This window comes from Pleomorphomonas sp. T1.2MG-36 (assembly GCF_950100655.1).
Classification (GTDB): Bacteria; Pseudomonadota; Alphaproteobacteria; order Rhizobiales; family Pleomorphomonadaceae; genus Pleomorphomonas.
In genome coordinates, this window is record NZ_CATNLY010000012.1 from 387,646 (window position 1) to 411,276 (window position 23,631).

The 23,631-nt window shown below is 65.4% G+C and carries 23 protein-coding genes, 2 tRNA genes and 1 pseudogene; 8 read left to right on the top strand and 18 right to left on the bottom strand.

Annotated elements, in window-relative coordinates:
- Window positions 1–272: 272 nt before the first annotated feature.
- The 3 genes from QQZ18_RS08685 to zwf all read left to right on the top strand — a co-directional run bounded on the left by QQZ18_RS08685 (window position 273) and on the right by zwf (window position 5,194).
- Window positions 273–2,465 carry a putative bifunctional diguanylate cyclase/phosphodiesterase gene (locus tag QQZ18_RS08685; protein WP_284540139.1) on the top strand — a complete coding sequence of 731 codons (2,193 nt, stop codon included), beginning with the start codon at window positions 273–275 and terminating at the stop codon, window positions 2,463–2,465.
- Window positions 2,466–2,799: 334 nt separating this feature from the next.
- Window positions 2,800–3,795 carry a phosphogluconate dehydrogenase (NAD(+)-dependent, decarboxylating) gene (gene gnd / locus QQZ18_RS08690; RefSeq protein WP_284540141.1) on the top strand — a complete coding sequence of 332 codons (996 nt, stop codon included), beginning with the start codon at window positions 2,800–2,802 and terminating at the stop codon, window positions 3,793–3,795.
- 1 nt (window position 3,796) lies between these two features.
- On the top strand, window positions 3,797–5,194 hold the full coding sequence (zwf, locus tag QQZ18_RS08695; protein ID WP_284540143.1) for a glucose-6-phosphate dehydrogenase: 1,398 nt from the start codon (window positions 3,797–3,799) through the stop codon (window positions 5,192–5,194).
- Window positions 5,195–5,369: 175 nt separating this feature from the next.
- Here zwf and QQZ18_RS08700 read toward each other — a convergent pair whose 3' ends face one another.
- Complete coding sequence (locus QQZ18_RS08700) at window positions 5,370–6,041, bottom strand: TIGR02117 family protein (protein ID WP_284540145.1); 672 nt, start codon at window positions 6,039–6,041, stop codon at window positions 5,370–5,372.
- Window positions 6,042–6,123: 82 nt separating this feature from the next.
- Complete coding sequence (locus QQZ18_RS08705) at window positions 6,124–7,743, bottom strand: sensor domain-containing diguanylate cyclase (RefSeq protein ID WP_284540147.1); 1,620 nt, start codon at window positions 7,741–7,743, stop codon at window positions 6,124–6,126.
- Window positions 7,744–8,262: 519 nt separating this feature from the next.
- Here QQZ18_RS08705 and QQZ18_RS08710 point away from each other — a divergent pair.
- A complete protein-coding gene (locus QQZ18_RS08710; RefSeq protein ID WP_284540149.1) occupies window positions 8,263–8,685 on the top strand; it encodes a hypothetical protein in 423 nt (140 codons plus the stop codon).
- Between the two features lie 259 nt (window positions 8,686–8,944).
- On the opposite strand, the gene QQZ18_RS08715 is transcribed toward QQZ18_RS08710, so the two are convergent.
- Both QQZ18_RS08715 and QQZ18_RS08720 read right to left on the bottom strand, forming a co-directional pair.
- Complete coding sequence (locus tag QQZ18_RS08715) at window positions 8,945–9,097, bottom strand: DUF3563 domain-containing protein (RefSeq protein ID WP_284540151.1); 153 nt, start codon at window positions 9,095–9,097, stop codon at window positions 8,945–8,947.
- Window positions 9,098–9,383: 286 nt separating this feature from the next.
- Complete coding sequence (locus QQZ18_RS08720; RefSeq protein ID WP_284540153.1) at window positions 9,384–9,542, bottom strand: DUF3563 domain-containing protein; 159 nt, start codon at window positions 9,540–9,542, stop codon at window positions 9,384–9,386.
- 325 nt (window positions 9,543–9,867) lie between these two features.
- Between QQZ18_RS08720 and QQZ18_RS08725 the strand changes: the two genes are divergently transcribed.
- Entirely contained in the window at window positions 9,868–10,179 is a 312-nt protein-coding gene (locus QQZ18_RS08725; RefSeq protein WP_284540155.1) for a VHL beta domain-containing protein, read from the top strand.
- 124 nt (window positions 10,180–10,303) lie between these two features.
- Here QQZ18_RS08725 and QQZ18_RS08730 read toward each other — a convergent pair whose 3' ends face one another.
- Window positions 10,304–10,462 carry a DUF3563 domain-containing protein gene (locus QQZ18_RS08730; protein WP_284540158.1) on the bottom strand — a complete coding sequence of 53 codons (159 nt, stop codon included), beginning with the start codon at window positions 10,460–10,462 and terminating at the stop codon, window positions 10,304–10,306.
- Between the two features lie 483 nt (window positions 10,463–10,945).
- Here QQZ18_RS08730 and QQZ18_RS08735 point away from each other — a divergent pair, with 483 nt between their 5' ends.
- Entirely contained in the window at window positions 10,946–11,374 is a 429-nt protein-coding gene (locus tag QQZ18_RS08735) for a MucR family transcriptional regulator (RefSeq protein WP_284540159.1), read from the top strand.
- A 68-nt stretch (window positions 11,375–11,442) separates the two neighbouring features.
- Here the strand turns inward: QQZ18_RS08735 and QQZ18_RS08740 are convergent, their stop codons facing one another.
- From QQZ18_RS08740 to QQZ18_RS08750, 3 genes are all read right to left on the bottom strand, one after another.
- Entirely contained in the window at window positions 11,443–11,835 is a 393-nt protein-coding gene (locus QQZ18_RS08740) for a hypothetical protein (RefSeq protein ID WP_284540161.1), read from the bottom strand.
- A gap of 7 nt (window positions 11,836–11,842) precedes the next feature.
- Window positions 11,843–12,664, bottom strand: a complete 822-nt coding sequence (locus QQZ18_RS08745) for a hypothetical protein (RefSeq protein ID WP_284540163.1) — start codon at window positions 12,662–12,664, stop codon at window positions 11,843–11,845.
- A gap of 341 nt (window positions 12,665–13,005) precedes the next feature.
- The gene (locus QQZ18_RS08750) at window positions 13,006–13,698 is read right to left on the bottom strand and encodes a DAPG hydrolase family protein (protein ID WP_284540165.1); all 693 of its coding nucleotides are present in this window, start codon (window positions 13,696–13,698) and stop codon (window positions 13,006–13,008) included.
- Between the two features lie 92 nt (window positions 13,699–13,790).
- Here QQZ18_RS08750 and QQZ18_RS08755 point away from each other — a divergent pair, with 92 nt between their 5' ends.
- Both QQZ18_RS08755 and QQZ18_RS08760 read left to right on the top strand, forming a co-directional pair.
- A complete protein-coding gene (locus QQZ18_RS08755) occupies window positions 13,791–14,441 on the top strand; it encodes a TetR/AcrR family transcriptional regulator (protein ID WP_284540167.1) in 651 nt (216 codons plus the stop codon).
- Between the two features lie 476 nt (window positions 14,442–14,917).
- Window positions 14,918–15,022, top strand: a pseudogene (locus QQZ18_RS08760) (IS5/IS1182 family transposase); the annotation flags it as partial.
- 19 nt (window positions 15,023–15,041) lie between these two features.
- Here the strand turns inward: QQZ18_RS08760 and QQZ18_RS08765 are convergent.
- From QQZ18_RS08765 to QQZ18_RS08810, 10 genes are all read right to left on the bottom strand, one after another.
- Window positions 15,042–16,046 carry a VirK/YbjX family protein gene (locus tag QQZ18_RS08765; RefSeq protein WP_342398914.1) on the bottom strand — a complete coding sequence of 335 codons (1,005 nt, stop codon included), beginning with the start codon at window positions 16,044–16,046 and terminating at the stop codon, window positions 15,042–15,044.
- A gap of 442 nt (window positions 16,047–16,488) precedes the next feature.
- Window positions 16,489–16,562: transfer RNA gene (locus QQZ18_RS08770), tRNA-Gly, on the bottom strand.
- A gap of 37 nt (window positions 16,563–16,599) precedes the next feature.
- Window positions 16,600–17,637, bottom strand: coding sequence for an aminotransferase class V-fold PLP-dependent enzyme (locus QQZ18_RS08775; RefSeq protein WP_284540171.1), 1,038 nt, complete (start codon window positions 17,635–17,637; stop codon window positions 16,600–16,602).
- A complete protein-coding gene (locus QQZ18_RS08780) occupies window positions 17,634–18,416 on the bottom strand; it encodes an ATP-binding cassette domain-containing protein (protein WP_284540173.1) in 783 nt (260 codons plus the stop codon). Before QQZ18_RS08780 ends, QQZ18_RS08775 begins: the two co-directional genes overlap by 4 nt.
- Entirely contained in the window at window positions 18,413–19,195 is a 783-nt protein-coding gene (locus tag QQZ18_RS08785; protein WP_284540175.1) for an ABC transporter ATP-binding protein, read from the bottom strand. The genes QQZ18_RS08780 and QQZ18_RS08785 overlap by 4 nt, the downstream gene beginning before the upstream one ends.
- Entirely contained in the window at window positions 19,192–20,019 is an 828-nt protein-coding gene (locus QQZ18_RS08790) for an ABC transporter permease (RefSeq protein ID WP_284540177.1), read from the bottom strand. The genes QQZ18_RS08785 and QQZ18_RS08790 overlap by 4 nt, the downstream gene beginning before the upstream one ends.
- Window positions 20,016–21,005, bottom strand: a complete 990-nt coding sequence (locus QQZ18_RS08795; RefSeq protein ID WP_284540179.1) for an ABC transporter permease — start codon at window positions 21,003–21,005, stop codon at window positions 20,016–20,018. Before QQZ18_RS08795 ends, QQZ18_RS08790 begins: the two co-directional genes overlap by 4 nt.
- A gap of 422 nt (window positions 21,006–21,427) precedes the next feature.
- The gene (locus QQZ18_RS08800) at window positions 21,428–22,054 is read right to left on the bottom strand and encodes a hypothetical protein (protein WP_284540180.1); all 627 of its coding nucleotides are present in this window, start codon (window positions 22,052–22,054) and stop codon (window positions 21,428–21,430) included.
- 556 nt (window positions 22,055–22,610) lie between these two features.
- Window positions 22,611–22,685 (bottom strand) — tRNA-Thr (locus QQZ18_RS08805).
- Between the two features lie 62 nt (window positions 22,686–22,747).
- Entirely contained in the window at window positions 22,748–23,587 is an 840-nt protein-coding gene (locus tag QQZ18_RS08810) for a TrmH family RNA methyltransferase (RefSeq protein WP_446728632.1), read from the bottom strand.
- Between the last annotated feature and the right edge of the window lie 44 nt (window positions 23,588–23,631).

The window sequence follows — 23,631 nt, forward strand, 5'->3', positions numbered from 1 at the left end:
ATGGACCGCTTTCCTCGAAATTTCAAGCTCGCCACAGGACTAAAGGGAGTCTTGTCGCACACGGGCTCGGCGGCGGAGGTCGACCGCGGGGAGGACGCTCCCGCGCCGACGACAATGACGGCTGACGTGCTCGGTCTTGCCCCTTTTACATGAACGCGTTTATCATTAACACGATAAATAACTAGTTCTTAATGGTGAACCCGTTTAGCTGGTTCGGAAGAGAGCCGGCGCCCGGAGCTGCACCAGAGCCCACTCGAATTTCGGAAGGTTTGATGAAACGACAGCTCGCTCTGTTTTTCTCCCGGGTCGTCGCATCCTCCCTGGCAATGGTCGTTGCCCTCTCCGCGATCGGCGCGTTTCTGGTGTGGGTCACTCGCTCGGTCGATCGCGAGGATATCGAGCGACAGGCCGAGATCGCCGGCTACGCCCTCAGGGAAATCCGCAGCAACCTCGCGCACAATCAGGAGAGCTCCACCTTCTGGGATGAGGCCGTCGAAAGAACCGCAGCAGGCGGCAACGAAGACTGGATCGACGACAACCTCGGCAGCTGGATGCATACGTTCTTCGGCATCGACGAGGCCTACATCCTCGATGGCCGGGATCTGCCGGTCTATGCCTTCGCCGAGACGGAGCTGAAGTCGCCCGCCTTCTTCGAGTCGCGTCGCGACCTGCTGCGCCCTTATCTGCAAGCGCTGCGATCGAAGCTGGCGAGCGGAGAGAGTCCGGCCAGGGAAAGCACGGAGGAGTCCATCGGCATCACGGACTATGCTTATGTTGCCGGGCACCCCGCCATCGTCAGCCTGAAACCCATCATGTCGGACACGGGACGGGTTGAACAGCCGCTCTCCACCATAAGCCTTCACATCGTCGTTCAGTATCTCGAAGGCGCCATCATCGACAAGATCGGTCAGGCGCACGTTCTCACAGACCTGAAGTACGTGCCCACCAGCGAGCGCAAGTCCGGAACCGCCTCCGTGGCGTTGACCAGCGACGCCGGCGACGTGGCCATCGAGTTCCACTGGAAGCCCTTCGAACCCGGTCGGCAACTGCTGACATCCCTTTCGCCGGTGCTGGTGCTGATGGGCTCGGCACTCTTGGCCGGCACGCTCATCATCTCGACGGCCTCCTATCGGCGCAAGCTGGACCGGACCAGGAACGACGAGCACATCCGCTATCTGGCCTCCCACGACCCGCTTACCGGCCTTCACAATCGCTCGGCCTACGAACGGGCGGCCGATGAACTGATCGAACAGTTCTCCTACCACCAACAGTCCGACCCTCTCGCCTTCCTGTTCATGGACCTCGACCGCTTCAAGCAGGTCAACGACATCCTGGGGCACCAGGTGGGCGACGCCGTTCTGGTGGAGTTCGCCCGGCGGATGACCGAGATCCTGCCCGCCAATGCGCCGATCTACCGCGTCGGCGGCGACGAGTTCGCCGCCCTGATCCCCAATCGGACGCGCCGCGAGATCGAGGCCCTGTGCGGCCGGATCATCGAAAGTCTGGCCGAGCCGATGGAGATCGGCGGGCGGCGCGCCTTCGTCGGTGTGTCCATCGGCGTGTCCATGGCACCCTACGACGGCACCGACCGGCAGGAGCTCAACCGCAAGGCCGACGTCGCCCTCTACCATGCCAAGACGGCCGGGCGCCGGCGCTTCTCGATCTTCGGCACGCAGATGGACGACGCCATACAGAACCGGGCCGCCATCGAATCCGAGCTTCGCGAGGCGCTCCGGACGAAGGCGGCGCTGTCCGTCGTCTACCAGCCGAAATATGCCGGCGATGGCAGCCGGATGCTGGGCACGGAAGCGCTCGTTCGCTGGGACCACCCGGACCGGGGGGCCATTCCGCCCTCGCTGTTCATTCCCATCGCCGAGGAGGCCGGCTTCATTGCCGATTTGGGCCTGTGGGTGCTGGAGATCGCCTGCCGAGATGCGATCGGCTGGCCCGTCGACCACTTGGCGGTCAACGTGTCTCCCGTCCAGCTATGCGCCATCGGCTTTGCCGAAACCGTGCTGGCCACGCTTCGGAAGCTGGACTTTCCGCCCACCCGGCTCGAACTCGAGATCACGGAAACGGATTTTGCCGGCACCGAGGAAGTCGGCATGCTGAACATCAAGGCGCTGAACGCGGCGGGCATCGCCATCGCCATCGACGACTTCGGCACGGGTTCCTCGACCTTCGAGCGCCTGAGGGACATCGACTTCGACCGCATCAAGATCGACCAGAGCTTCGTGAAGTCCATCACCGAATCCGAGGGCGACGCGGAAATCGTGCGCGCGATGATCTCCATGGCGCATGCCAAGGGCCTCAAGACGACGGCGGAGGGCGTCGAGACGGCCGAGCAGAGAGAGGTCCTGCGCTCCTTCGGCTGCGACGAGCTTCAGGGTTACCTTCTCGGACGGCCGATGCCGGCCCATCAACTGTCCGAGGTTCTGAACGCCGCCGAGACCGCTGCCCTCTAGAGTTTTTCCGGTGAACTCGGGTTCGCCGGAAATAGCTCTATCTCCTTTTTAAGACGCAGTTCCGGACGCAAAACCGGTACCCACTTTTGCTGGAACCACTCTGGAGAAAGGCGCCACCGCCTCCCCTGCCCGGCTGGCCGCCCACGCCAGCCGCGAACGCACGCGCTCACCGAAATCTCCTCCGAACGTGATCACATAGGCCATTTACTCCCGGTCTAGGTAATATACTTATTCAAACGCAACGGACTGGCAGTTCAGCAAAGACGCACCGCCGCCGCCTCGGGCCTCGGACGACGAGCCGCCGAAATCCGCGAGGGTTTTCCGGAGAATGACTATGCAGATCGGAATGATGGGACTGGGCCGGATGGGCTACAACATGGCCCGGCGGCTGATGGCGAGCGGCCACGAGGTGGTGGCCTACGACCTCAACCGCGACAGCGTCGCCGCCCTTGAGGCGGAAGGCGCCGTCGCTGCCACCTCGGTGGACGATCTGGTGGCGAAGCTGAAGCCGCCACGCGCCGTATGGCTCATGCTGCCCGCCGCCGTCACCGACGGCGCCGTCCGCGACCTTTCGACGCGCCTGTCGCCCGACGACATCGTCATCGACGGCGGCAACTCCAACTATCGCAACGCCGTCGATTTGGCCGGCGAACTGGCCACGGCCAGAATTCATCTGCTCGACGTCGGCACGTCCGGCGGCGTGTGGGGCGCCGAGCGCGGCTACTGCCTGATGATCGGCGGCGACGCCGACGCCGTGGCCCGGCTGGACCCGATCTTCTCGGCGCTGGCGCCCGGCGGCGACCCGTCGTTCGGCACCGCCGAGCGCGGCTATCTTCATTGCGGCCCGGCCGGCGCCGGCCACTTCGTCAAGATGATCCACAACGGCATCGAGTACGGCATGATGGCCGCCTATGCCGAGGGGCTGAACATCCTGAAATCGGCCAATGCCGGCGCCGTTGCGCGCAAGGCCGACGCCGAGACCAGCCCGCTCGACGAGCCGCAATACTACCGCTACGACTTCGACGTGGCCGCCATCACCGAGGTGTGGCGACATGCCAGCGTCATCAGTTCGTGGTTGCTCGACCTGACGGCGTCGGCGCTGGCCGCCGACCCGGACCTCGCCTCCTACCAGGGACACGTCTCCGACTCCGGCGAGGGGCGCTGGACGCTGAAGGCGGCCATCGACACCAGCGTGCCGGTTCCGGTGCTGTCGTCGGCGCTGTTCAGCCGCTTCGCGTCGCGCGGCAACGACGAGTTCGCCAACAAGGTGCTGTCCGCCATGCGGCAGGCCTTCGGCGGCCATGTCGAAAAGCTCAAGGAGGGGCAGTGACATGCCGAGAGCCATCAAGGAAGCCCGCAACGGCCGGTCGGACGCGCTGGTCATCTTCGGCGCCACCGGCGACCTCGCCCGCAAAATGATCTTTCCCTCGCTGTACCAGATGGTGCGGCGCGGCAACCTCAACGAACCCATCGTCGGCGTCGCCCGCGAAGGCTGGAGCGTCGAGAAGCTCCTGGAACGGGCGCGCGATGCCATCGCGGCGAGCTGCGGCGCCATCGACGAGCCGACCTTCGCCAAGTTCGCCGGCCTGATGCGCTTCGTCCCCGGCGACTACCAGGACCCGACGACCTTCACGCGCCTCGGCGAGGCACTGTCGGACCGGCGGCGGGTGCTCTACTACCTCGCCATTCCGCCCTCGATGTTCGCCTCGGTGACCGCCGGCCTCAAGCAGGCCAACCTGTCGGCCGGGGCAAGGCTGATGGTCGAGAAGCCCTTCGGGCGCGATCTAGCGTCGGCGCAGGAACTCAACCGCGTCCTGCACGTGGTCTTCAAGGAGGACGACCTCTTCCGCATCGACCACTACCTCGGCAAGGAAGCCATCCAGAACCTTCTCTACTTCCGCTTCGCCAACTCGTTCCTCGAACCCTTGTGGAACCGCAACTACATCGACAGCGTCCAGATCACCATGGCCGAGAACTTCGGCGTCGAGGGGCGCGGCCGTTTCTACGAGGAGGTCGGGGCGCTGCGCGACGTGGTGCAGAACCACCTCGTCAACGTGCTGCTGCTGCTCGCCACCGAGCCGCCGGTCAACGCCCTCTCCGACGACCTGATCGACGAAAAGGTGCAGGTGCTGAAGGCCATCCGGCCTCTTGAGGAGCGCGACGTCGTCAGGGGCCAGTTCGAAGGCTATCGCAACGAGCCGGGCGTCGCGCCCAATTCGCGGGTGGAGACCTTCGCGGCCGTGCGCCTTTACGTCGACACGTGGCGCTGGCAGGGCGTGCCCTTCTACATCCGGGCCGGCAAGAACCTGCCGGTACGCGCCACCGAGGTGGTGGTCCGCTTCAAGCGGCCGCCGCTGGAGGTGTTCGACCCGCTCCGGCCGGGCGAGGCCAACTACATGCGCTTCCGCCTGGGGCCGGAGGTTTCGATCGGCCTCGGCGCCCGCCGCAAGGCCAACGGCGGCAACATGATCGGCGAGGCGGTGGAGCTCACCGCCGTCAGCGACGGCATGGACAACATGCTGCCCTACGAGCGGCTGATCGGCGACGCCATGAACGGCCGCCGCCAGCTGTTCACCCGCGAGGACATGGCCGAACTCGCCTGGCAGATCGTCGAGCCGGTGCTCGAGGCGAGTACCGCGCCCTCCTTCTACAAGCCCGGCACCTGGGGGCCGAAGGAAGCCATGGCCGGCTTCGAGCCGGCCGGTGGCTGGGTCGACCCGCAGACCTGACCGAGACACCGGATCGGCGCGACAAGCCGATCCGGCTTTCCGGCAGTCATTTCCGTTCCGCGTGATCTGGACTCATCCAGATCAGGCGGGTTTTGGCTTGACCGGCCGGCGCCCGATCGGGCGCTTCGCTTGCCTCTGGTTCGCCCAGAAGGTCGAAACCAGAGGGAAGCGGTGTTCAGTTGTAGAGCCGGAGAGAAATGACCAGCGACTGCGGCAAAGGGGTCCACAGCCCCGATCGCAGGCCGGCCGTCCGCAGGGCGGCAGCGGTCCAGGTGTTGCAGCCGATCAGGATGTTGAACAGGCCCCTGGCTTCGAAGAAGCGGTCATGGGCTCCGTAACCGGCGCCCGGGATCGCCGCCACGACGCCGGTGTCCGAGGCGAAGCTGCCGGCGACAAAGGCGATCAGCCTCGCAAGGCTCTTGTCATCCACATCGAAGGCCGCGACGCCGGGCTGAGACCCAAGGGCCTCTCCCGCGACGTCGACATGCAGCACCGAACGATCGACGGTCAGGGCGCGCAAAACCGGCAGCGGTTTCAGGTCGGCCCAGGTCGGCGTTTCGAGATAGAAGGCGCGGCCGCCCCAGCCGACGATCAGCCATCGCGCCTCCGGGTGCCCGACGGGAACGCCCGCCTCTGCGAGAAAGGGAAACGCTGCCCGCGTCGCGTCATCGAGCGGGATGGCGATATCGGTGTGGATCGGCCCGGAGAGCACGAGGATGCGCCGTAGCAGGGCGGAACCGGGAAACGCCTCCACCGGTGCGACAAGCGGCCGCGGAATTACGGCCCCGCCGACCAGAAGGAGCAGAAGCAGCAGCAGGCCGCCAAAGGCAAACCGAACGGATCTCATGAAGCCTCGTCTTGCGCTGTCCGGTTCCCTGGGGTGACCAACGCCGCGCCAGCCCATTTCTCAGCAGGCCCGGCGATCAGGTTCAGGCCAGCTCGACGCGATTGCGACCATTCGCCTTGGCGCGATAGAGCGCGGCATCGACGCGCTTGAACAGAGCGGTGGCGGTCTCGCCGAGGGCGACCTCGCCGACGCCAATGCTGACGGAGAGCCCATCCACCGCCGGCCTGGCCGCGCTGACGGCGCCACGGATGTCGTTTGCCAGCGCCGTGGCCAACGCCAGCGCCGTTCCCGGCAGCAGAACGGCGAACTCCTCCCCGCCCCAGCGGGCGACACAATCGGATTGGCGGGAGCGGAGCCGCAGGGTGTCGGCCACGAGGCGCAGCATGTCGTCGCCGGCATTATGACCATGCCGATCGTTGAGCTGCTTGAAGTGGTCGATGTCGATCACCATCAGCGAGTAGGGATTGCCGGCGGCGGTGTGACGCTTTTCCGAGGCCTTCAGGACGATCTCGAAATGCCGCCTGTTGCGCAGACCGGTCAGCGGATCGGTCAGGGCGGCGTCCTCCAGACGCGCCTCCAGGAGCTTGCGGTCGGTGATGTCCAGAAGCACGCCGTTGAACACGACGTCGCCGTTGGGCTGGCGGCGCGTCCTGGCCCGGCCGAGCAGCCATTTGCCGTCGTCCCCGCCGTTGATCTGGAATTCGCGCTCCCAGGAGTGGAGCCGGAAGGCGGATCGCTTGAGGCTGCGCAACAGGCCGATCCAGGTGGACCGCGTCAGCAGGGAGGACAACACGTCGGTCGACGTCGGATCGTCATTGCCGCCGATACCGAGGAAGCTCTTCGCCGCTCCGTTGAAATAGGTGACCTCGAACCTGCCGCTCGGCGGCAGCACGGCCTGAAACACGACGCCGGGGATGGCATCTATGAGGTCGGCGACCTGCTCCTCGCGCTCGCGCTCGCGCGTCAGGTCGGTGAAGCTCAGCACGGCGCCCTTCACCTGATCGCCGACACGGATGGGGCTTGCCACGAGCCTGACGGGAAACGGCGTGCCGTCCGCCCTGCGCATGACGCTTTCCAGTCTCTGCACGGCCGTTCCGTTGGCGGCGGCCTGCAGAACGCGATGCGCCTCGCCCTCCACCGGATGGTCGGCCCCGCCGAGAAAGCGATGGATGCCGAGCTTGATGACTTCGCTTTCGTGGCGGAAGCCGAAGGCCCTGACCGCCTCGGGATTGACGAAGGTGAACATGCCCTGGTCGTCGATGCCGCAAACGCCGATGCTGACGCTTTCGAGAAGCAGCCGGTTGAACTGCTCCGCCTCGATCACCTGGGTGACGTCCTGGACGATGCAGAGCAGCAGCTTCTGGTCCATGAGCTGGACGGGGCCCGCGTAGACCTGCACGTCACGCACCGTTCCATCGGCCAGACGGTGGCGGAAGCGCTGCGGATAGTGCCCGCCCGACCAGGAGGAGATCTCCCGCATGACGGTCAGCACCGATCGGCCAAGGGTGTTGATGTCCCAGACGTGAAGCTGCCTGAACTCCTCGCGGCTGTAGCCGTAGAACTCCAGTGCCTTCCTGTTGGCGTCGACGATGGCCCCATCGTTCTCGGGATCGATCAGGACGATCGGCGCCGAGTTGGTTCCGAACAGCGTGTCGAAGAGAATGCAGCGGGTTTCGTTCTTGGTCGGGCAGCGCAACAGCATTCCGCTACACTCGGGCTTGGCACAGCTGGAGGCCAGATCCCGCGCCTCCGTAGGAGACAAGTGTCGCTCGTCCATCGCCGAACCTCACAACCAGGGATCAGCACGCGCCGCCCTGCGGCCAATAATTGGCGTCCAACAGCTCTCAACTTAACCAAGAAACTCTTAAATTTCCATATGTTGCGGATCACTTCGCCGTTTTCGGGCGCATGGCGGCCTTGCCGTTTCGGCGCAGCACCGCCGGCGACTCCCACCTGGGCAGGCGGGCGCCGGTGGCTGCCTTGAAAGGCACCTCCCGGTGCCGTGAGGGGGATTGGGCGGCGGGCGCCCGCTTAGAGGCGAGCCGTTCAAATCGCGAACACGGAAACGCGACCAGTCATCAAATCCACCGCCCGCAAGTGTCATCCCAAGGCCATTTGAGCGTGAACGGTGGCGACCTAAATGACAGTCATCGGCAGCGAACAAAACCTCCCCGCTGCCAGCCACGAAACAAGACGCTGATAAAGAAACTGGAGTTTTGAAATGAAGACCTCCCTCATTGCCTCGCTCGCCTTCGCCGCCGTTCTGATCCCCTCGCTCGCCAGCGCTGGCTCGCTCACCTTCGATCCGGCCGCCGGCTCCAACGATCCCAACTTCGTTGCCGCCCCGCTCAACGTGAACAGCGCCAACGCGCTTGCCGCCAAGGCTGATGCCGCCCGCTATGCCGAGGCCGCGCAGGCCACGAAGTCCGACGCAGTCATCGGCACCCATGGTTCGGCCACCGGCGCCAGCGTGGTGACGACCTTCGACCCGGCGGCCCGCGACAACAACCCGCAGTTCAGCAGCAATGTCGTGATCGACAACCCGGCCAACGCCGAGGCTGCCAAGGCCGACGCCGCCCGCTATCCGAAGCCGGTCTTCTACCGCAACGCCAGCGAGGAAGCCGAACACAACCTCCGCGGCTGATCTCGATCTAGGAGATAGCCCGGATGAGGGAGGGGCCGGCCGTAGACTCCAGCGGCCGGCCATCCCCCAGCCCGATCGGAACAACACTGGAGTCACAGCAAATCGGCTGCCCGCGAGGGCGGCCGATTTCGTATTTGTGGCCATGCGGAAACGTTCTTCATCCCAGGCATGATCCGGATACGACAAAGCGCCCGAACCGGTCAGGTATCGAGCGCTGGACGTCGTCGTGATCGATGGCGGCGATAGGGCCGCCGTGCCGTCAGAAGCCGAGGTTGCGGTTGCGGCGGGTGAGGTTGCGCTCGCGGGCTTCGAGATCGTAGCGGTCGCCGGCTTCGTAGATGTAGGCCAGTTCCATCTCTTCGACGCTCGGAACGCGGAGGGCCTTGGCAGCACGCTTGAGGGTGGCGAACATTTCGGTTTTCCTTCTTTCCTGACCGGAGGTTTCCGGCCTCTTTTCTCTTCTCTCTTGACGCCCTCACTATAGGCCCGGAAGCATCCGCCACCTAATCGCAAGTTCTGAAGGTCATTTTCAGATTATCTATAGTGATCCGCCCTGGCCGCATGTCTGCTCTGCACTGGCGCATGGGGCACCACATCAACCGACATGGCGCCGCAGGTCTTCAAAACGACAAAGCGCCCGAACCGGTCAGGTCGAGCGCTCAACGTCGTATCGGGGCTTGCTGGCTGTCGTCCGATCCTCAGAGGCCGAGGGTCCGGTTGAGGTTGCGGCGGCCGAGGGTGCGCTCGCGGGCTTCGAGGTCGTAACGGTCGCCGGCTTCGTTCAGGTAGGCCATGTCGCGTTCGGCTTGGGTGGGAACGCGGAGGAGCTTGGCGGTACGCTTGAGGGTGGCGAACATTTCAGTTTTCCTTCTTTCAGACCGGAGGTTTCCGGCCTCTTTCTCTCATCTCTTTGACACCCTCAATATAGGCCCGGGAGCCCCTGCGACCTAATCGCAAGTTCTGAAGGGTGGTTTCAGAATCTTTGTCGTCGGTCATCCGTGATCGCGACATGGGTAATTTTGCATACCGACCATTGCCATTGTTGAGCGTTTATGCAGACGATACGGCGTCGACAAGTGCCCTCGGGGAAGGCCGATCATGACGAAATCTCTATTTGGCGCCGTTGTTTTCTCAATCCTTGCGTTTCAGGTCTCCATTGCATCCGCTGGGGGTTGCGGAGACATGAAGCCGCCCTCGCCGGCCACGAACATTCCGACCGGCGTCCGATTCACCAACGATACCCAGTATACGGTTCGCATCTATTGGACGGACTTCGATGGGCAACTGAGGGACTACGGCCTGGTTCAGCCCGAAGAGTCGGTCGGCTTCAAGACTTATGTGCATCACCGCTGGTATGCGGAACTCTACATGTCGGACGAGGCTCTCTGCGCCGGCCCGATTTCAGCCCCCGACACCGAAACCTGCGACATGCGCCTCATGTTCGATGGAGAACGGGGGATGATCGACATGGACGGCGGTTATTGCGATTACTGATCGGGCGCGGCAATTGAACCAGCCAGTCCTCGGTCGCTTCACGAAGCACCGCACAAAGACAAAGCGCCCGAACCGGTCAGGTCGAGCGCTCAACGTCGTATCGGGGCTTGCTGCCGTCCGGTCCTCAGAGACCGAGGGTCCGGTTGAGGTTGCGGCGGCCGAGGGTCCGCTCGCGAGCTTCGAGGTCGTAACGGTCGCCGGCCTCGTTCAGGTAGGCCATGTCGCGTTCGGCCTGGCTGGGAATGCGGAGGAGCTTGGCGGTACGCTTCAGGGTGGCGAACATTTCGGTTTTCCTTCTTTCAGACCGGAGGTTTCCGGCCTCTTTCTCTCATCTCTTTGACGCCCTCAATATAGGCGAGGAAGGGCTTGCGACCTAATCGCAAGTTCTGAAGGGCGGTTTCAGAATCTCTTTGGAGAGAGGGTGCGCGGGATCGCTTCCCCAGCGCGCCCCTTGCCGCCATCCCGCGCATCGGCCGACGTCGCCATGGCGCGCCAGAGCATCATTCGACCGGAGTGAAGCGAGGATCGACAAGACGACGCTTCGCAAGCAAGGCCTTGGAGCGCCGATCTCTTTCACTCAGATCGAACGGCGCTCCATGGGCCTCTTTGTGTGTTCGTCCACAGCGCGTCCTATGCTTTTGTCAGATCTCGATACAAAACCGTCCTTGGGACACCTGTCATTCAAATCCTTTTTTACATTGATTTGGCGTTACACGAGGGGTATGAGCCTAATCTGAAGCATCTTCTTTGATTTGGAGAGATTCTAGTGAATGAATACGACAATCTGACTACCCTCGATATAGCCGCGAGTATCGTTTCTGCCTATGTGGGCAACAACTCCCTGCCGACACCGGAACTGCCGGCGCTCATCGCCAGCGTTCACGCCGCCCTCGTTCGGGTCCGTGGCGGCTTGACCACCGGCGAGAACCAGGAGGCTCCGGCCGAGCCGGCCAAACCCGCCGTTCCGGTCAAGAAGTCGATCACGCCGGATTTCCTCATCTGCCTTGAGGACGGGAAGAAGTTCAAGTCGCTGAAGCGCCATCTTCGCACCCACTACGACATGTCGCCGGACGAGTACCGAGCGAAGTGGAACCTGCCGAGCGATTACCCGATGGTCGCGCCAAGTTATGCCGAGGCGCGCTCCAACCTCGCCAAGCAGATGGGCCTCGGCCAGCAGCGCAAGCGCCCCGCCTGACCTTTCGGCAGCAGGACCGCCAAAGCCCCGCCCTCACCGGCGGGGCTTTGTCTATCGATCGGCTCCCCTTATCCGCCCATGGCCGGAAGCATCGCCTTCGGCGGCACCCTCCGCGCCTCCGGCGGCACCACCCGCTCCGTCTTTCCTTCCAACAGCCGCCGGTAGCGCCATAGCGCGCCGCGCGCCTTCGCCCACTCGTCCAGGGCCAGCGCTCGCAGCTGGGGTGGCGATGGCGGGAAGGAAAGGTTCGGCCTGTCTTCGAGGATGGCCACCTCGCCCCGGATCCAGCGCTTGCCAGCGGCAGCGACCGCCCAGGCCGGCACATCTTCGAGGGCGGTCTCATAGGCCGTGGAGCGAGCGTCCAGGACGGCTTCGCTGATGTTGCCCGCGGGGAACACGGCAAGGAGCCTCGCGGCCTCCTGAAGTGCCATCATCGAGTCGGGCTTGGCCTCGGCGAGCAACGCAACCTCATCCACCAACCGCGACAAGATCGATCGTTCGTCCTCCGTAAGCGCCCGGCTCAGTGTCGGGGTCCGGCTCGCCGCCTCCTGTGGTCGCAAGGTGCGCTCCAGCTCGGCGAGCGAATGCGGCAAGGATAGCGTCTTGAGGCGAAGTTGCGGCAGGACGGGACGTTCGGAAAGAGCGGGACTGTTGGGCAAGGGTAGCCTCCGGTTCGGGTTTCAGACGGTTGTCGCGGGCCTGGTAGACGGCCTCGGTGAAATAGCTCCAGGACCGGATGCTCGACGGTCGAGCCCGGCTGCATCGAGCTCTGATCGTCGGCAGAATGTCGGCCTGGAAGTCGCAGCCGTTGGCGATCCAGTTCATCGGCTCGGACAGGACGATGAGCCCCGGCGCCGAGGCCAGTTCGGCCAGCGCCCTCCCTGCCGCATCGGCCAGCCCCCGACCCAGCGTTTCGCCATTCGGCTCCGAAATCGATCCGAGCGTCGGCCCAGACGTCGGGATCGAGGCCGACACCGGCTCAGATCCCGGTTCTGAAACGTCGTCGCGCACCTCGTCCGGTGTGGTCCGGGGGGATATAGGGGGGTGTTTGGGGGTGTGGGGGAAAGAGGGGGGACGGGGGGTGTCGCGGGACTGCCCCGTGACCGTCGCGTGACCGTCACGCATCCTGTCCCGCTCCCTTTCACGCTCCCGGCGCTTGCGCTCGGTCGCCCTGGCGCGACGCTCGGTCTCGACGGCGCTCCCCTCCTCGATGGCCCGGACGGCGATGACGATGGCGTCGAGGGGCGCACCGGCGGCGGCCATCTGTTCGATCAGGCCGGCAATGATCATCGCCCGCCCTCGCTTGCCCGAATCCGCATGTCCGCCTCCCGTCCCAATGGAAATTTGCACACCGTTGCAAGGGGTTCTCGCCCGAGCGGTGTTGTCCATTCATACGGGATGAGGGTTGGCGTACTCGAATGCGGGGAGATTGGCCTCGGTGGCGCGAAGGGGATGACCTCGCAACTGGCGGGCGGCCATCCTCACGCAGGCACGGACCTCAGGACGAGACCTGAGCGTGGGTGTCGGGTGCCTTTGAGCGGATATGGCTGCCGGCTGAAAAGGCGCGGGGAGTGTGATCTCCCAATCGCCCCGGCGCTCCCCGCAGCACCAGGGCGATGAACAGGCCAAACCTACCACATCGTCGGCACATCGGCGCGGTTGGCCGGGTCGGCCCAGTAGAGCGAAGGAAGGCAGCGGGAGAGATAGCCGAACTCGCTGCTGCAATGCTGGAGCAGCCCGAGGGCGACGGCGTCGGGAACGACATGCCCATGCGCCGGGCCGAGCAGGAAGCAACTCCGGAGCACAGCGCCGAATGGCGTGTCGCGCACCACGTGGACCATGGCGCCTTGCAGCGGATCGCCCGCCGCATCGAGCTCCACGTCGTCGCCGAAACCGATCCGCGCGATCACGGCGAGGGACGCGTCGCCCCTGTTGCAGGCCGCATCGTAGGCTCCGGGTGAGAAAGCCTCGCGCGGGTCGTGGAAGCGGATGACGGCGGCCACCGGCGGGATGTCGCCAAGGCTCTCGACGGCGCGGATCGTCGCGCCGACGTAGCTCTGCCCCTTCCGCCACTGCGCGTCCCAGCCCCGATGCTCGACGTGATCGACCGGGTGCCACATCAGAAGATGCTCATTGGTTTCGAACTCCTTGAACCACCAGTCGAGCATCCGGCCCTTGCAGTTGGGCAGGTCGGTACGAACGGCCACCCTGACCACGCCGCTCGGCAGCCGCTCGATGCCGGACTCGATACGCAGGGGCGCCGGGACGAGCATTGCGTCGAGCGCGCCAGCGGCTATACCAAAAGTGTCGGGAAACAAGGACATCTCCAATCTCCGATAATTAGGAAACGATTTTCGTTTCCTAATTATAGGTAGGTCCGAGGGGTGGCGCTGTCAAGCTTCGAAAGGGAACCGCGATGGAAAGCGAGCAACGGGGTCGTGGCCGGCCAAGCGTTCCCGACGCGGTGGTGCGGCGGAACATCGTCGAGGCGGCGCAGAGGCTTCTGTCGAGCGGCGGCGCGGCGGCGATGACCATGGAGCGTGTCGCCGCGGAGGCCGGCATTGCCAAGAAGACGCTCTACCGCTTCGCCAGTGATCGAGCCGCCCTGATCGGCTTGCTGGTGGGCAGCTGGATCGAGCCGATCTTCCGCGGTTTCGAAGTCGGCCCTGAGGGCGAAGATGCCCCGGCAGCCCTCACGCGTTTCCTCGGCGACATCGCCGGCGCCGTGCTCAGCCCGAACGCCGTTGGTCTCTACCGCATGCTGGCGAGCGACGCCGATCTCAGGGCTCGGTTTCTTCCGGCCTACAACGAGAACGGCATCGAGCGCTCCCGCGCCGAACTCGCCCGCTGGCTCACCCGCAAGACCGAAACCGGCGAACTCCGCCTCCCGATCGCCGCCGAGCGTGCGGCCGACCTCATGCTCTCGGCCGTCATCGCCGAGCCCCTGCGCAAGATCATCCTCGGCGAGATCGAACCGCTGCCCGCCTCCGACATCAGCCCGCGCATCGCCGACGCCGTGCGCCTCGCAACCCACGGGCGGACCGGGACGCCGACAGCGATAGGCTGACGCCGGCAAGATACGCCGCCTCGATCTCGCAGGCCCGCAGTGAGGCAGCGGCGATCAGTCCGAGATCACGCGACGGCAGGGAAGCGCTGCGGGAGGTACGGGGGAGTTGGCCAGTGCCCTGCCCGCGGCTTCCTTCAACTCGCCAGCCAAGGTTTGGTGGTCGAGCGTTGTGCCATCCGGCTCCGAAATCGCCCCAGAAACCGGCATCGAGACCGACAGTGGCTCAGATCCCGGCTCTGAGGCCATGCCGCGCCCGTCCGGTATAACCTGGGGCATATAGGGTGAAAGAGGGAACGGGGCCTACGATGGTGATGGCACGCAGCCCGATGATCGAATTTCAGCGTCGGGCAGCCCCCGCTTGGCCTCTAGCAACGACCGCGGAAAGCCTCTCGGTTTCACTCCCGCACGGCGAGATCTCGGACCGCCGAACAGCCCCGACTCCTGAGATGCAAGCGCGCCCCAAGGTCAAGCCCCTCTTCGCCAAACTTGAGGACTGGAGGCACATCGCCACGCGCTACGACCGATGCGCCCACACCTTCTTTTCGGCCATATGTATCCCAGTGGCCGTCATCGTCTGGCTCCGATCAATGAGTTCTCATCCTAGATCTCAAGCCTCACCGACCGCGGCGACACCACCAGAATGGTGTCGTAACCCAGGCGCTGATCCGGCGTTATCAAGCTGCGCAGCGTCGCCGACAGCGCGGTGGTCATTTCCGCTTCCAGCGCCTGACGGCTCCGTATCTGCGAGCGCTTGTTGGCGGGATAGGTCGACAGATCCCGCACGGGCTTCGTCCTGGGCAGGCGGAACACAAAGCGAGACATGCGCTCACCTTGGGATTCCTCCCAGAACTGATCGTAATCGGCCAGTATACGCTTTCTGAGCCCCTGGTAGCCGGCGAACACGTGCCCTTCGTTCGAGGTCGCGTAAATGCTTTCCAGTCGCAGGGCGTTCGCGATCTCCTGAGCCGCCAGCAAAAGAGCCGCTTTCGGTCGCAGACCCCGCAGCGCTTTGGTCGCCGATCGAGCCCGATCGAGCCCTTCGTCTCTAGAAAAGCCCTTCATGATGCCGATCCACAGGCAAGGGGTCTCTCCCACAAGACCGAGATGTTGGGGCTTGACGATCGCCAGGCCCATTGCTGCCGTCGGCGCCCCATCGAATGACAAGGTAAGGCCCCACTCGCTTTCGCGATAAAAGCCAGCGGCGGCGCCGAGGCTGATGGTCACCACGCCACGCTCGGTGTTGAGCTGCAGAAGCGTTACCGTCGAAAGATGGATCTGCTCGACCGCCGCGGGCGACAGCCTCTCCTCGATCGTCTGATAGTGGGTGAGAATGGCATCCGCACGCGCCGATGCCCGCAAGCGGCGCGTCAGATAGGGACGGATGGGCTTATCGGCAATGTCAGGCCGGGCTGAAAGGATGCGCTGCAGCAGCGGGGTGCTCATGCCGCGCTCAAGCTTTCGGACAATGCGACCGAACACGATCCGACGCGCATGATACTTCGTCCAGACTCGGACGTGCCCCCAGACAAACTGCAGCCACCTTGGCACGGCCCGACGAACAGAATGCTTCATAATGTCACGGTTTGTTTCTACTGTCAGACTCATAATTTGCGAAAAAGCAATCTAAAGTTGAAACATGCGCGTTTTACACAAACAACCCAGGCTTTTAACGAGACACGTAATAAACTTCCATCGAATTTTCTGACCGCTCCACAGGGCAACCCCAACGCGGACCAGGAATGGCGATAAAGGAGTCCGCCCTGCGCGGTGAAGCGGCAGCATCTTTTCACCTGCAAATCAAAGCAATCAGTCTCGATGATCGAGACGGCGTGCGTTCGATAGCAGCGAGCAATACGCATCTGCTACGGTGAACGAAGTTTATGATCTCAGTAGTTGCAGCCCCCTCTACCCAGAGAAACGCGGCATCAACCACGATTCGCCCTATAGTCGCACGTTGTACGTTGCGCAAGGCGAGCCGATCGGCAAGAACCGTATCCGGTTACACACCGATACAATCGGACAGTTTCTGGGGGGAGATCCGTGAAGCTGGAGCGGGTGAAGGGAATCGAACCCTCGTATTCAGCTTGGAAGGCTGCTGCTCTACCATTGAGCTACACCCGCTTCGAGGCGCGATGTTTAGGGAGACGCGGCCGGCTTGTCAACGGCGGAGGGCGGACGCGATGGCCGAGATCATCGCGTGAACCACCTGAGGATCGGCGCGGCGGCCGGTGTGGTTGAGGCGGATGAGCCGGTCCGCTCCGGCGCCGACGCCGAGGGAGAACTCGGGATCGGCCTCCCTGAGGCTTTCAAGCAAGGACGCGGCGTCGATATCGGCGGGCGGGGCGAAGGCGGTGACGAGGTGGGAGGCGTCCGCCGGCCCGGCCCAGGCCGTGAGGCCCAGCGCCTCCAGGCCGTCGCGGGCGGCCGCAGCGGCTTCGGCGTGGCGGCCGACGATGGCCTCGATGCCCTCGGCTTCGACGCGATCAAGCGCAGCGTCAAGCGCCCAGAGTTCCAGCGGAGACGGCGTGCCCGGCAGTGCGCCGCGCCCGGCATCGAGCCACAGGCGTTTCTGGTCGACGAGCGACAGCGCCGAGGTCTGCGGCGCGTCCGTCCGGTCGATGTCCGCCCAGGCGCGCTGGGAGACGGCGACGGCCGAGACACCGGCCGGCCCGGCCAGCGCCTTCTGCGGCCCGGCGACGACGACATCGGCGCCCATCCTGTCGGCGGCGAAGGCGTGGCCGCCCAGCGAGGCGACCGCATCGACCACGGTGACGACGGCGCGCTCGCGGGCGAGACGGAGGATGGCCTCAAGCGGATTGCGAATGCCGCTGGCCGATTCCGCGTGCACCAGCGCCAAGAGCCCGGCGTCGGGGTGGGCGTCGAGCGCCGCCGCCACCGCCCGCGCGCTGACCGGCCGCGCCGCTTCGGCGCGAATCTCCACCACGCTGGCGCCGGCCCGGCGCAGCCAGCGGCCGAACCAGACGCCGTAAGGGCTGGTGATGATGTTGATAGCCTTGACGCCGGGGCGGCCGAGACTCGCCGCCACCGCCTCGAGCGCCACCACAGCCTCGGCCTGAATGAGCAGCACGTCGCCCGAGGTGCCGATCAGTTTGGCGAAGCGGTCGGCGAGGCTGGCGACGCGCTCGACCGGGAACGGCGGCGGATCCAGGAGAATGGCGGGATCGAAGGTGCTCATGCTGGCTTTCCATTGAGGCGCGGCACCGCGCCGATCAGGTCTTTCAGGACGCCCGAGGATGGCGCGGCGATGACGCTGGCCGCCGGTCCCTCCTCGACGATGCGGCCCTCGGCCATCACCGCGATACGGTGCGAAACAGCGCGCACCACTGCGAGGTCGTGCGAGATGAAGAGGTAGCCGACGCCGGTTTCCCGCTGCAGGTCGACGAGAAGCTCCAGGATACGACCGCGCACCGACACGTCGAGCGCCGACACCGCCTCGTCCAGGATCATGAGGCGCGGCCGCACGGCGATGGCGCGGGCGATGGCCACCCGCTGGCGCTGCCCGCCGGAAATCTCGCGGATCGACCGCCCCCCGAGATCGGACGGCAGGCCGACGCGATCGATGAGGCGCGCCACCTCGCCGGGCCGTTCGGCCTTGGGTACCACGGCATGAATGCGCAGCGCATCAGAGAGAACGCCGCCGACGGTGGCGCGCGGGTTGAAGGCGGCGAGCGGGTCCTGGAACACCATCTGCAAATGCCGGCGGGCGGCGCGCAGGCGGCCGCCCTCCAGCGCCAGCCAATCGTCGCCCATGAAAGCGATGGAGCCAGCCTCCGGCGCCACGAGACGGGTCAGGACGCGCGCCAGCGTCGATTTGCCGCAGCCCGAGCCCCCCACCAGCCCCAGCGTCTCGCCGGGTGCGATGGCGAGCGACACGCCACCCAGCGCGGCAACGCGGCGGTCACCGCTCGTGAAGGTCCGGCGAAGGTCACGGGCGACGAGAAGCGGCCCGGTCATGGCGTGCCTCCCACCAGCGACGGCGTCGCAAGGTCGATGTGGGCGGCGATCAGGGCCGCCGTCTCCACCGCCCGGGGCGCCGCGACCACCTGGGCTGCCGGCCCCACCTCGACGAGGCGTCCCCCGGCCATCACCGCCACGCGGTCGGCGATGCCGGCGGCGAGCGCCAAGTCGTGGGTGACGAAGGCCAGCGTCATGCCGTCGGCGCGCACCAGCTCGACCAGCAGCTCGACGATGGCCGCCTGCACCAGCACGTCGAGCGCCGAGGTCACCTCGTCGGCGATCAGAAGGCGCGGTCGGGCGGCGATGGCGGCGGCGATCGCCACGCGCTGGCGCTGGCCGCCGGACAGCTGATGCGGATAGGCGCGGGCGATGCGCTCGGGCGCGGGCAAATGGACGCGGCCGAGAAGCCGCACCGCTTCCGTCTCGGCGGCGCGGCGGTCGAGCCCGAGGTGTCGGCGGGCGCCCTCCCCCACCTGCTCGCCGAGGGGCAGCACCGGATTGAGGCTGGAGCCGGGATCCTGGAACACGTAGCCGATGTCGCGGCCGGCGCGCGGCGCACCGTCGAGGCCGGGCCAGTCGATACGGCCGGCAACGCGCGTCCGCTCCGGCAGCAGGCCGGCGACGGCTCGGGCGAGCGTCGACTTGCCCGAGCCGCTTTCGCCGATGATCGCCAGGATCTCGCCTGCCTCGACGTCGAGCGATAGGCCGGACAATGCCGACCGAGGGGCGCGGCGATAGGTGACCGAGAGGTCGGCGATGGTCGCAAGCGCTGTCACGGCCGCCCTCCCCGCCCCAGCGCTTCGCCGGCCGCCTCGCTGACGAGGTAGACGCCGAGCACGGCGGCGACGAGGCCGATGCCGGGTATCACCGACAGGAACGGCGCGGCGCGCAGCACGTTGCGCCCCTCCGAGATCATCGAGCCCCAGGTGACGACGTTGGGATCGCCCAAGCCAAGGAAGGACAGCGCCGCTTCGGTGAGGATGGCGGCGGCGACGATGACGGCGGCGAGCGCCAGCACCGGCGGCAGTGCGTTGGGCAGGATCTCCTTGAAGGCGATCTCCAGGGGATGCATGCCGATGACGCGGGCGGCCGCCACATAGTCGCGCTCGCGGATGGAGAGCACCTCGGCGCGCACGAGGCGGGCCGGCTGCGCCCAGGCGCTGAGCGCGATGGCGAGGATGACCGTGCCGAGCGAGCCGCCGGCAACCGACACGAAGGCGAGCGCCAGCAGGAAGCCGGGCACGATCTGGAAGGCGTCGACGACGCGCATCAGCGCCTCGTCGACGAGCTTGCCGGCGAACCCGGCGATGGTGCCGACGATGGAGCCGATCAGTACCGCGGCGGCGGCGGCGGCGAGGCCGACGATCAGCGAGGTGCGGGCGCCGTGCAGCAGGCCGGCCAGCACGTCGCGGCCGAGACGGTCGGTTCCGAAGGGTAGCGCCGGATCCGTGAAGGGCGGCAGCAGCGCCGGACCGGCGATGCGCAAGGGATCGCCGGGCGACAGCCACGGGGCGAGCAGCGCCGTGGCGGCGATGACGCCGAGCAGGACCATGCCGAGGGCACCGGTGGGGCTGGAAACGAGGCGGCGCAGGAAGCTCATCCCGTGGCCTCCGAGGCACCGATGCGCGGGTCGAGCACGGCGTAGACGAGATCCACGGCAAGGTTGACCAGGATCACCAGCACCGCCGACGTCAGAATGATGCCGATCAGGAGCGGCGCGTCGCGGCCGGCCACCGCCTCCTGCGCGAGGCGCCCGAAGCCGGGAATGGCGAACACGCTCTCGATCACCACCGATCCCCCCAGCATGCCAGCCGATTGCAGACCGAGCACGGTGACGAGCGGCAACAGCGCGGCGCGTGCCACGTGCCGCCAGACGATGCGGCGGCGCGTGAGCCCCTTGGCGCGGGCCGCCAGCACGAAGTCCTGCCGCCAGATCTCGGCCATGGCCGAGCGCATCACGCGGAGAAACAGAGCGAGGTAGATGAAGCCGAGGGCGGCCACCGGCAGAGCCAGGTGGCGAGCGATGTCGACGGCGCGGGCAAGGCCGTGCTTGCCGGAGGCGATGGTCTCGATGCCGGCGATGGGCAGCCAGCGGAGCGACACCGAGAACACCAGTACCAGAACGAGCCCCAGCCAGAAGCCGGGAATGGCGTAGAGCGTCAGCGCGCCGATGGAGAGCGCCCGGTCGCGGAACGAGCCGGGGCGGCTGCCAGCGACGACGCCGAGTAGCGAGCCGAGGCCGAAGGACAGCGCGGTGGCCGAGCCCATCAGAAGGAGCGTCGTCGGCAGACGCTCGGCGATGAGCGCCAGCACCGGCCGGTCGAAGGCAACGGACCAGCCGAGATCGAGCCGGCCGAGCGCCGCGATGTAGAGAAAGAGGCGCGAGAGGAGCGACTGGTCGAGGCCGTATTGGGCGCGCAGGCTGGCGGCCAAAGCCGCGTCGCCACCACCGGCGGAGAGCAGATAGGCGTCGACGGCGTCGCCCGGCGCCGCCTCAAGCATCAGAAATGTGGCGACCACGACGATCAGCAGCACGGGAAAGGCGCTGATGGCCCGCCGCCTGACGAGGGTCAGGGCGCGACGCACGCTTCAAGTCTCCCGGCTGCCTTGCGGCGTAAAGACGCAGCATCTGGAATAGCTTCCTTGAAAGGCCGCCGGCAGTCCGAAAGCAAGGAAAAATAATCTCTTTGCTGGCGGCGGAGTGCCGGTGGTGTTGCGCGCCGGCAAACGGACTTTTTGCTTCGGAGGCCACGGTAGCTATGCGCCGAGGCCCAGTAGAGGGTATCGAAGATCCGTTGCTGGAGGGCCTTGTCGCAGGATTTTCCCGTCGATTTCGTCGTGGTGCAGCGCTCCGAGGATGCCCCCGGAGCTTGGTAACGCCGGAATGGATGATATCGAGCTTCTAGCGGCAATATCCTCAAAATCAACGAGGCAATTAAGGCGATGATCGAACGCGGAAAGCGTTCGAAGGAAGCGTCGTGGGTCACAGAGTCACCGAAGACTAGCGTCTAGCTCCTCGCTTTTTTTAGCTTTTCCGCCCTCTCCGCGACTTCACTACGCCTTTCTAGGTGGACACCGTCGAAGGAAAGAAAATGGCCGAGTACATGCAGCCAAAGCGGGATAACGAGTAGGTAATCTGGCGCGCAGCCGAGCGTGTTGGAGGCGTAGTTGTATGCTTGAGCTTGCGGGAGGAGTTTCCCAGGCGGCTCGTCACCCGCGATTCGCTTTGTTGCACCTTCCCAACCCGCGCATCTGTCAGCGTAATCCTGTTGTTCAGATATTTGCGCGAGGATTTTGTAGTAGCGACTCTGAAGGAGTTGATGATCACGTGCTCGACTTCCAGGGGAATAGACGAGCTGGGCTGCTCCAACTGTCGCTGCGGCGAAAGCAAGTACTGGGGTAAGCCAAGAGGGGACAACCGAGAACAACTTGCCCAGGTCGGCCGCTGCGCTTGTTCCCAGAATGATAACGAGAAAATTGAATAACCGGTCGAGGGCCTCAAGCCGACGCCGACGCGCCGTATGGTAAAGCGCGTTCCAAAGAGCATCGAAGCGGATTTTATGCACCCGCAGATCGAGTTCGGAAGTCTCTGGTTCGCTTTCCGCGATATCGGCCCGCGTCTCTTCGTCGGCCATTTATTTCATGCGCCTGGCTTTTTCGACGATTTTGGCGGCGGAGGCGCCTCTCTCGGCGCCTGCATTCTGGTTCCCGGTGTGGACGCACCTTCATCAAAGGTTCTGATGGGCCTCTTCGGAATGTTGAGGTCAGGCTTGGGTTGCGGCCTGTCCGGCTTTTTCTCTGTCATTTTCGTCTCTCAATGACGCCCTGGGAAAACGGACCGCGGCGGCAGAAATGTACCCACGCAATCCCCGGTAACTATCGCACCAAATGCGTGCACTGGGAACCATTTCACATTCCTAATTACTTGGGTTTTGCACCGCGCAATTTACGAAGGCCGGTAATGGAAAAGCTGGGCGTCTGCCTTCCCCTGGACCGTGATCGACAACCGCGAGAATTACGAGGTCTAGGACGCAACCGGTCACCGGGCAGATTTCTGTGTCAGCTTGACCGCCGATGGCGACGCCAGAATCTCTACGCCCAATACAGATTTGCCCTACCGCACCGGCATCCATCAGCACGGCGCAGTCGATCGGTATGAAACCCTGATCTTCTTTATGACCGAGAATAAAATGGTGCCGGCGGAGAGGATTGAACTCCCGACCTTCGGTTTACAAAACCGCTGCACTACCGCTGTGCTACGCCGGCGCGGGTTTTCGAATAGCCGAAGGCACGGTCCGGTGCAACCCTGACCGCGCCCCTTCTGTGTCTCAGCCGAGCGCCTTGCGGACCAGATAGAGCGATAGCACGGCGGCGTTGGAGACGTTGAGGCTCTTGATTTCGCCGGGCATGTCGATGCGGGCGAGCACGTCGCAGAGTTCGCGGGTGCGCTGGCGCAGGCCCTTGCCCTCGGCGCCAAGCACCAAACAGACCGGCGCCGCAAGGCGCACCTCGTCGAGCGGTTCGGGCGCTTCCGAATCGAGGCCGACCACGGTGAAGCCGGCCGCCTTCATTTCCTCCAGCGTGTCGCCGAGATTGCGGACGGTGGTCACCGGCACCACGTCGAGCGCGCCGGAGGCCGATTTGGCCAGCACACCGGATTCGGCGGCGCTGTGGCGCGTCGTGGTCAGCACGGCGTCGACCGCGAAGGCGGTGGCCGAGCGCAGGATGGCGCCGACGTTGTGCGGATCGGTGACCTGGTCGAGCGCCAACACTACGCGCGCACCGGCCATTTCCAGCGTGGTCAGCGGCTTGAGCGGCTGGACCTCCAGCGCACAACCTTGGTGAACGGCCTCGGACCCAAGCAGCCGGTCGAGCACGTAGGGAGATGCCTCCTCGGCGGCGATCGGCAGCTTGCCCTCGGGGAAGCGCTCGGCAAGACGAGCCTGGGCATTGCGCGTGGCGAGGAGGCGCACGGCGACGCGGCGCGGATTCTTCAGCGCGAACTCCACCGTGTGGAGGCCGTAGAGCCACAGCGCCTCGCCGGCCTCGCGCTCGCGCTTGGGACGGGGGCGGAAGTCGCGGGGGCCGGATTTGCCGTCAGGCCGGCCCTGCGGGCGGCCGGGACGTCTAGGCGGGCGCTTGGAAGAAGAGGAGGTATCGTCGGACATGCGGCGCTTATAGCCGCGACGCCCTTCCCGCGCCAGTGGCCCCG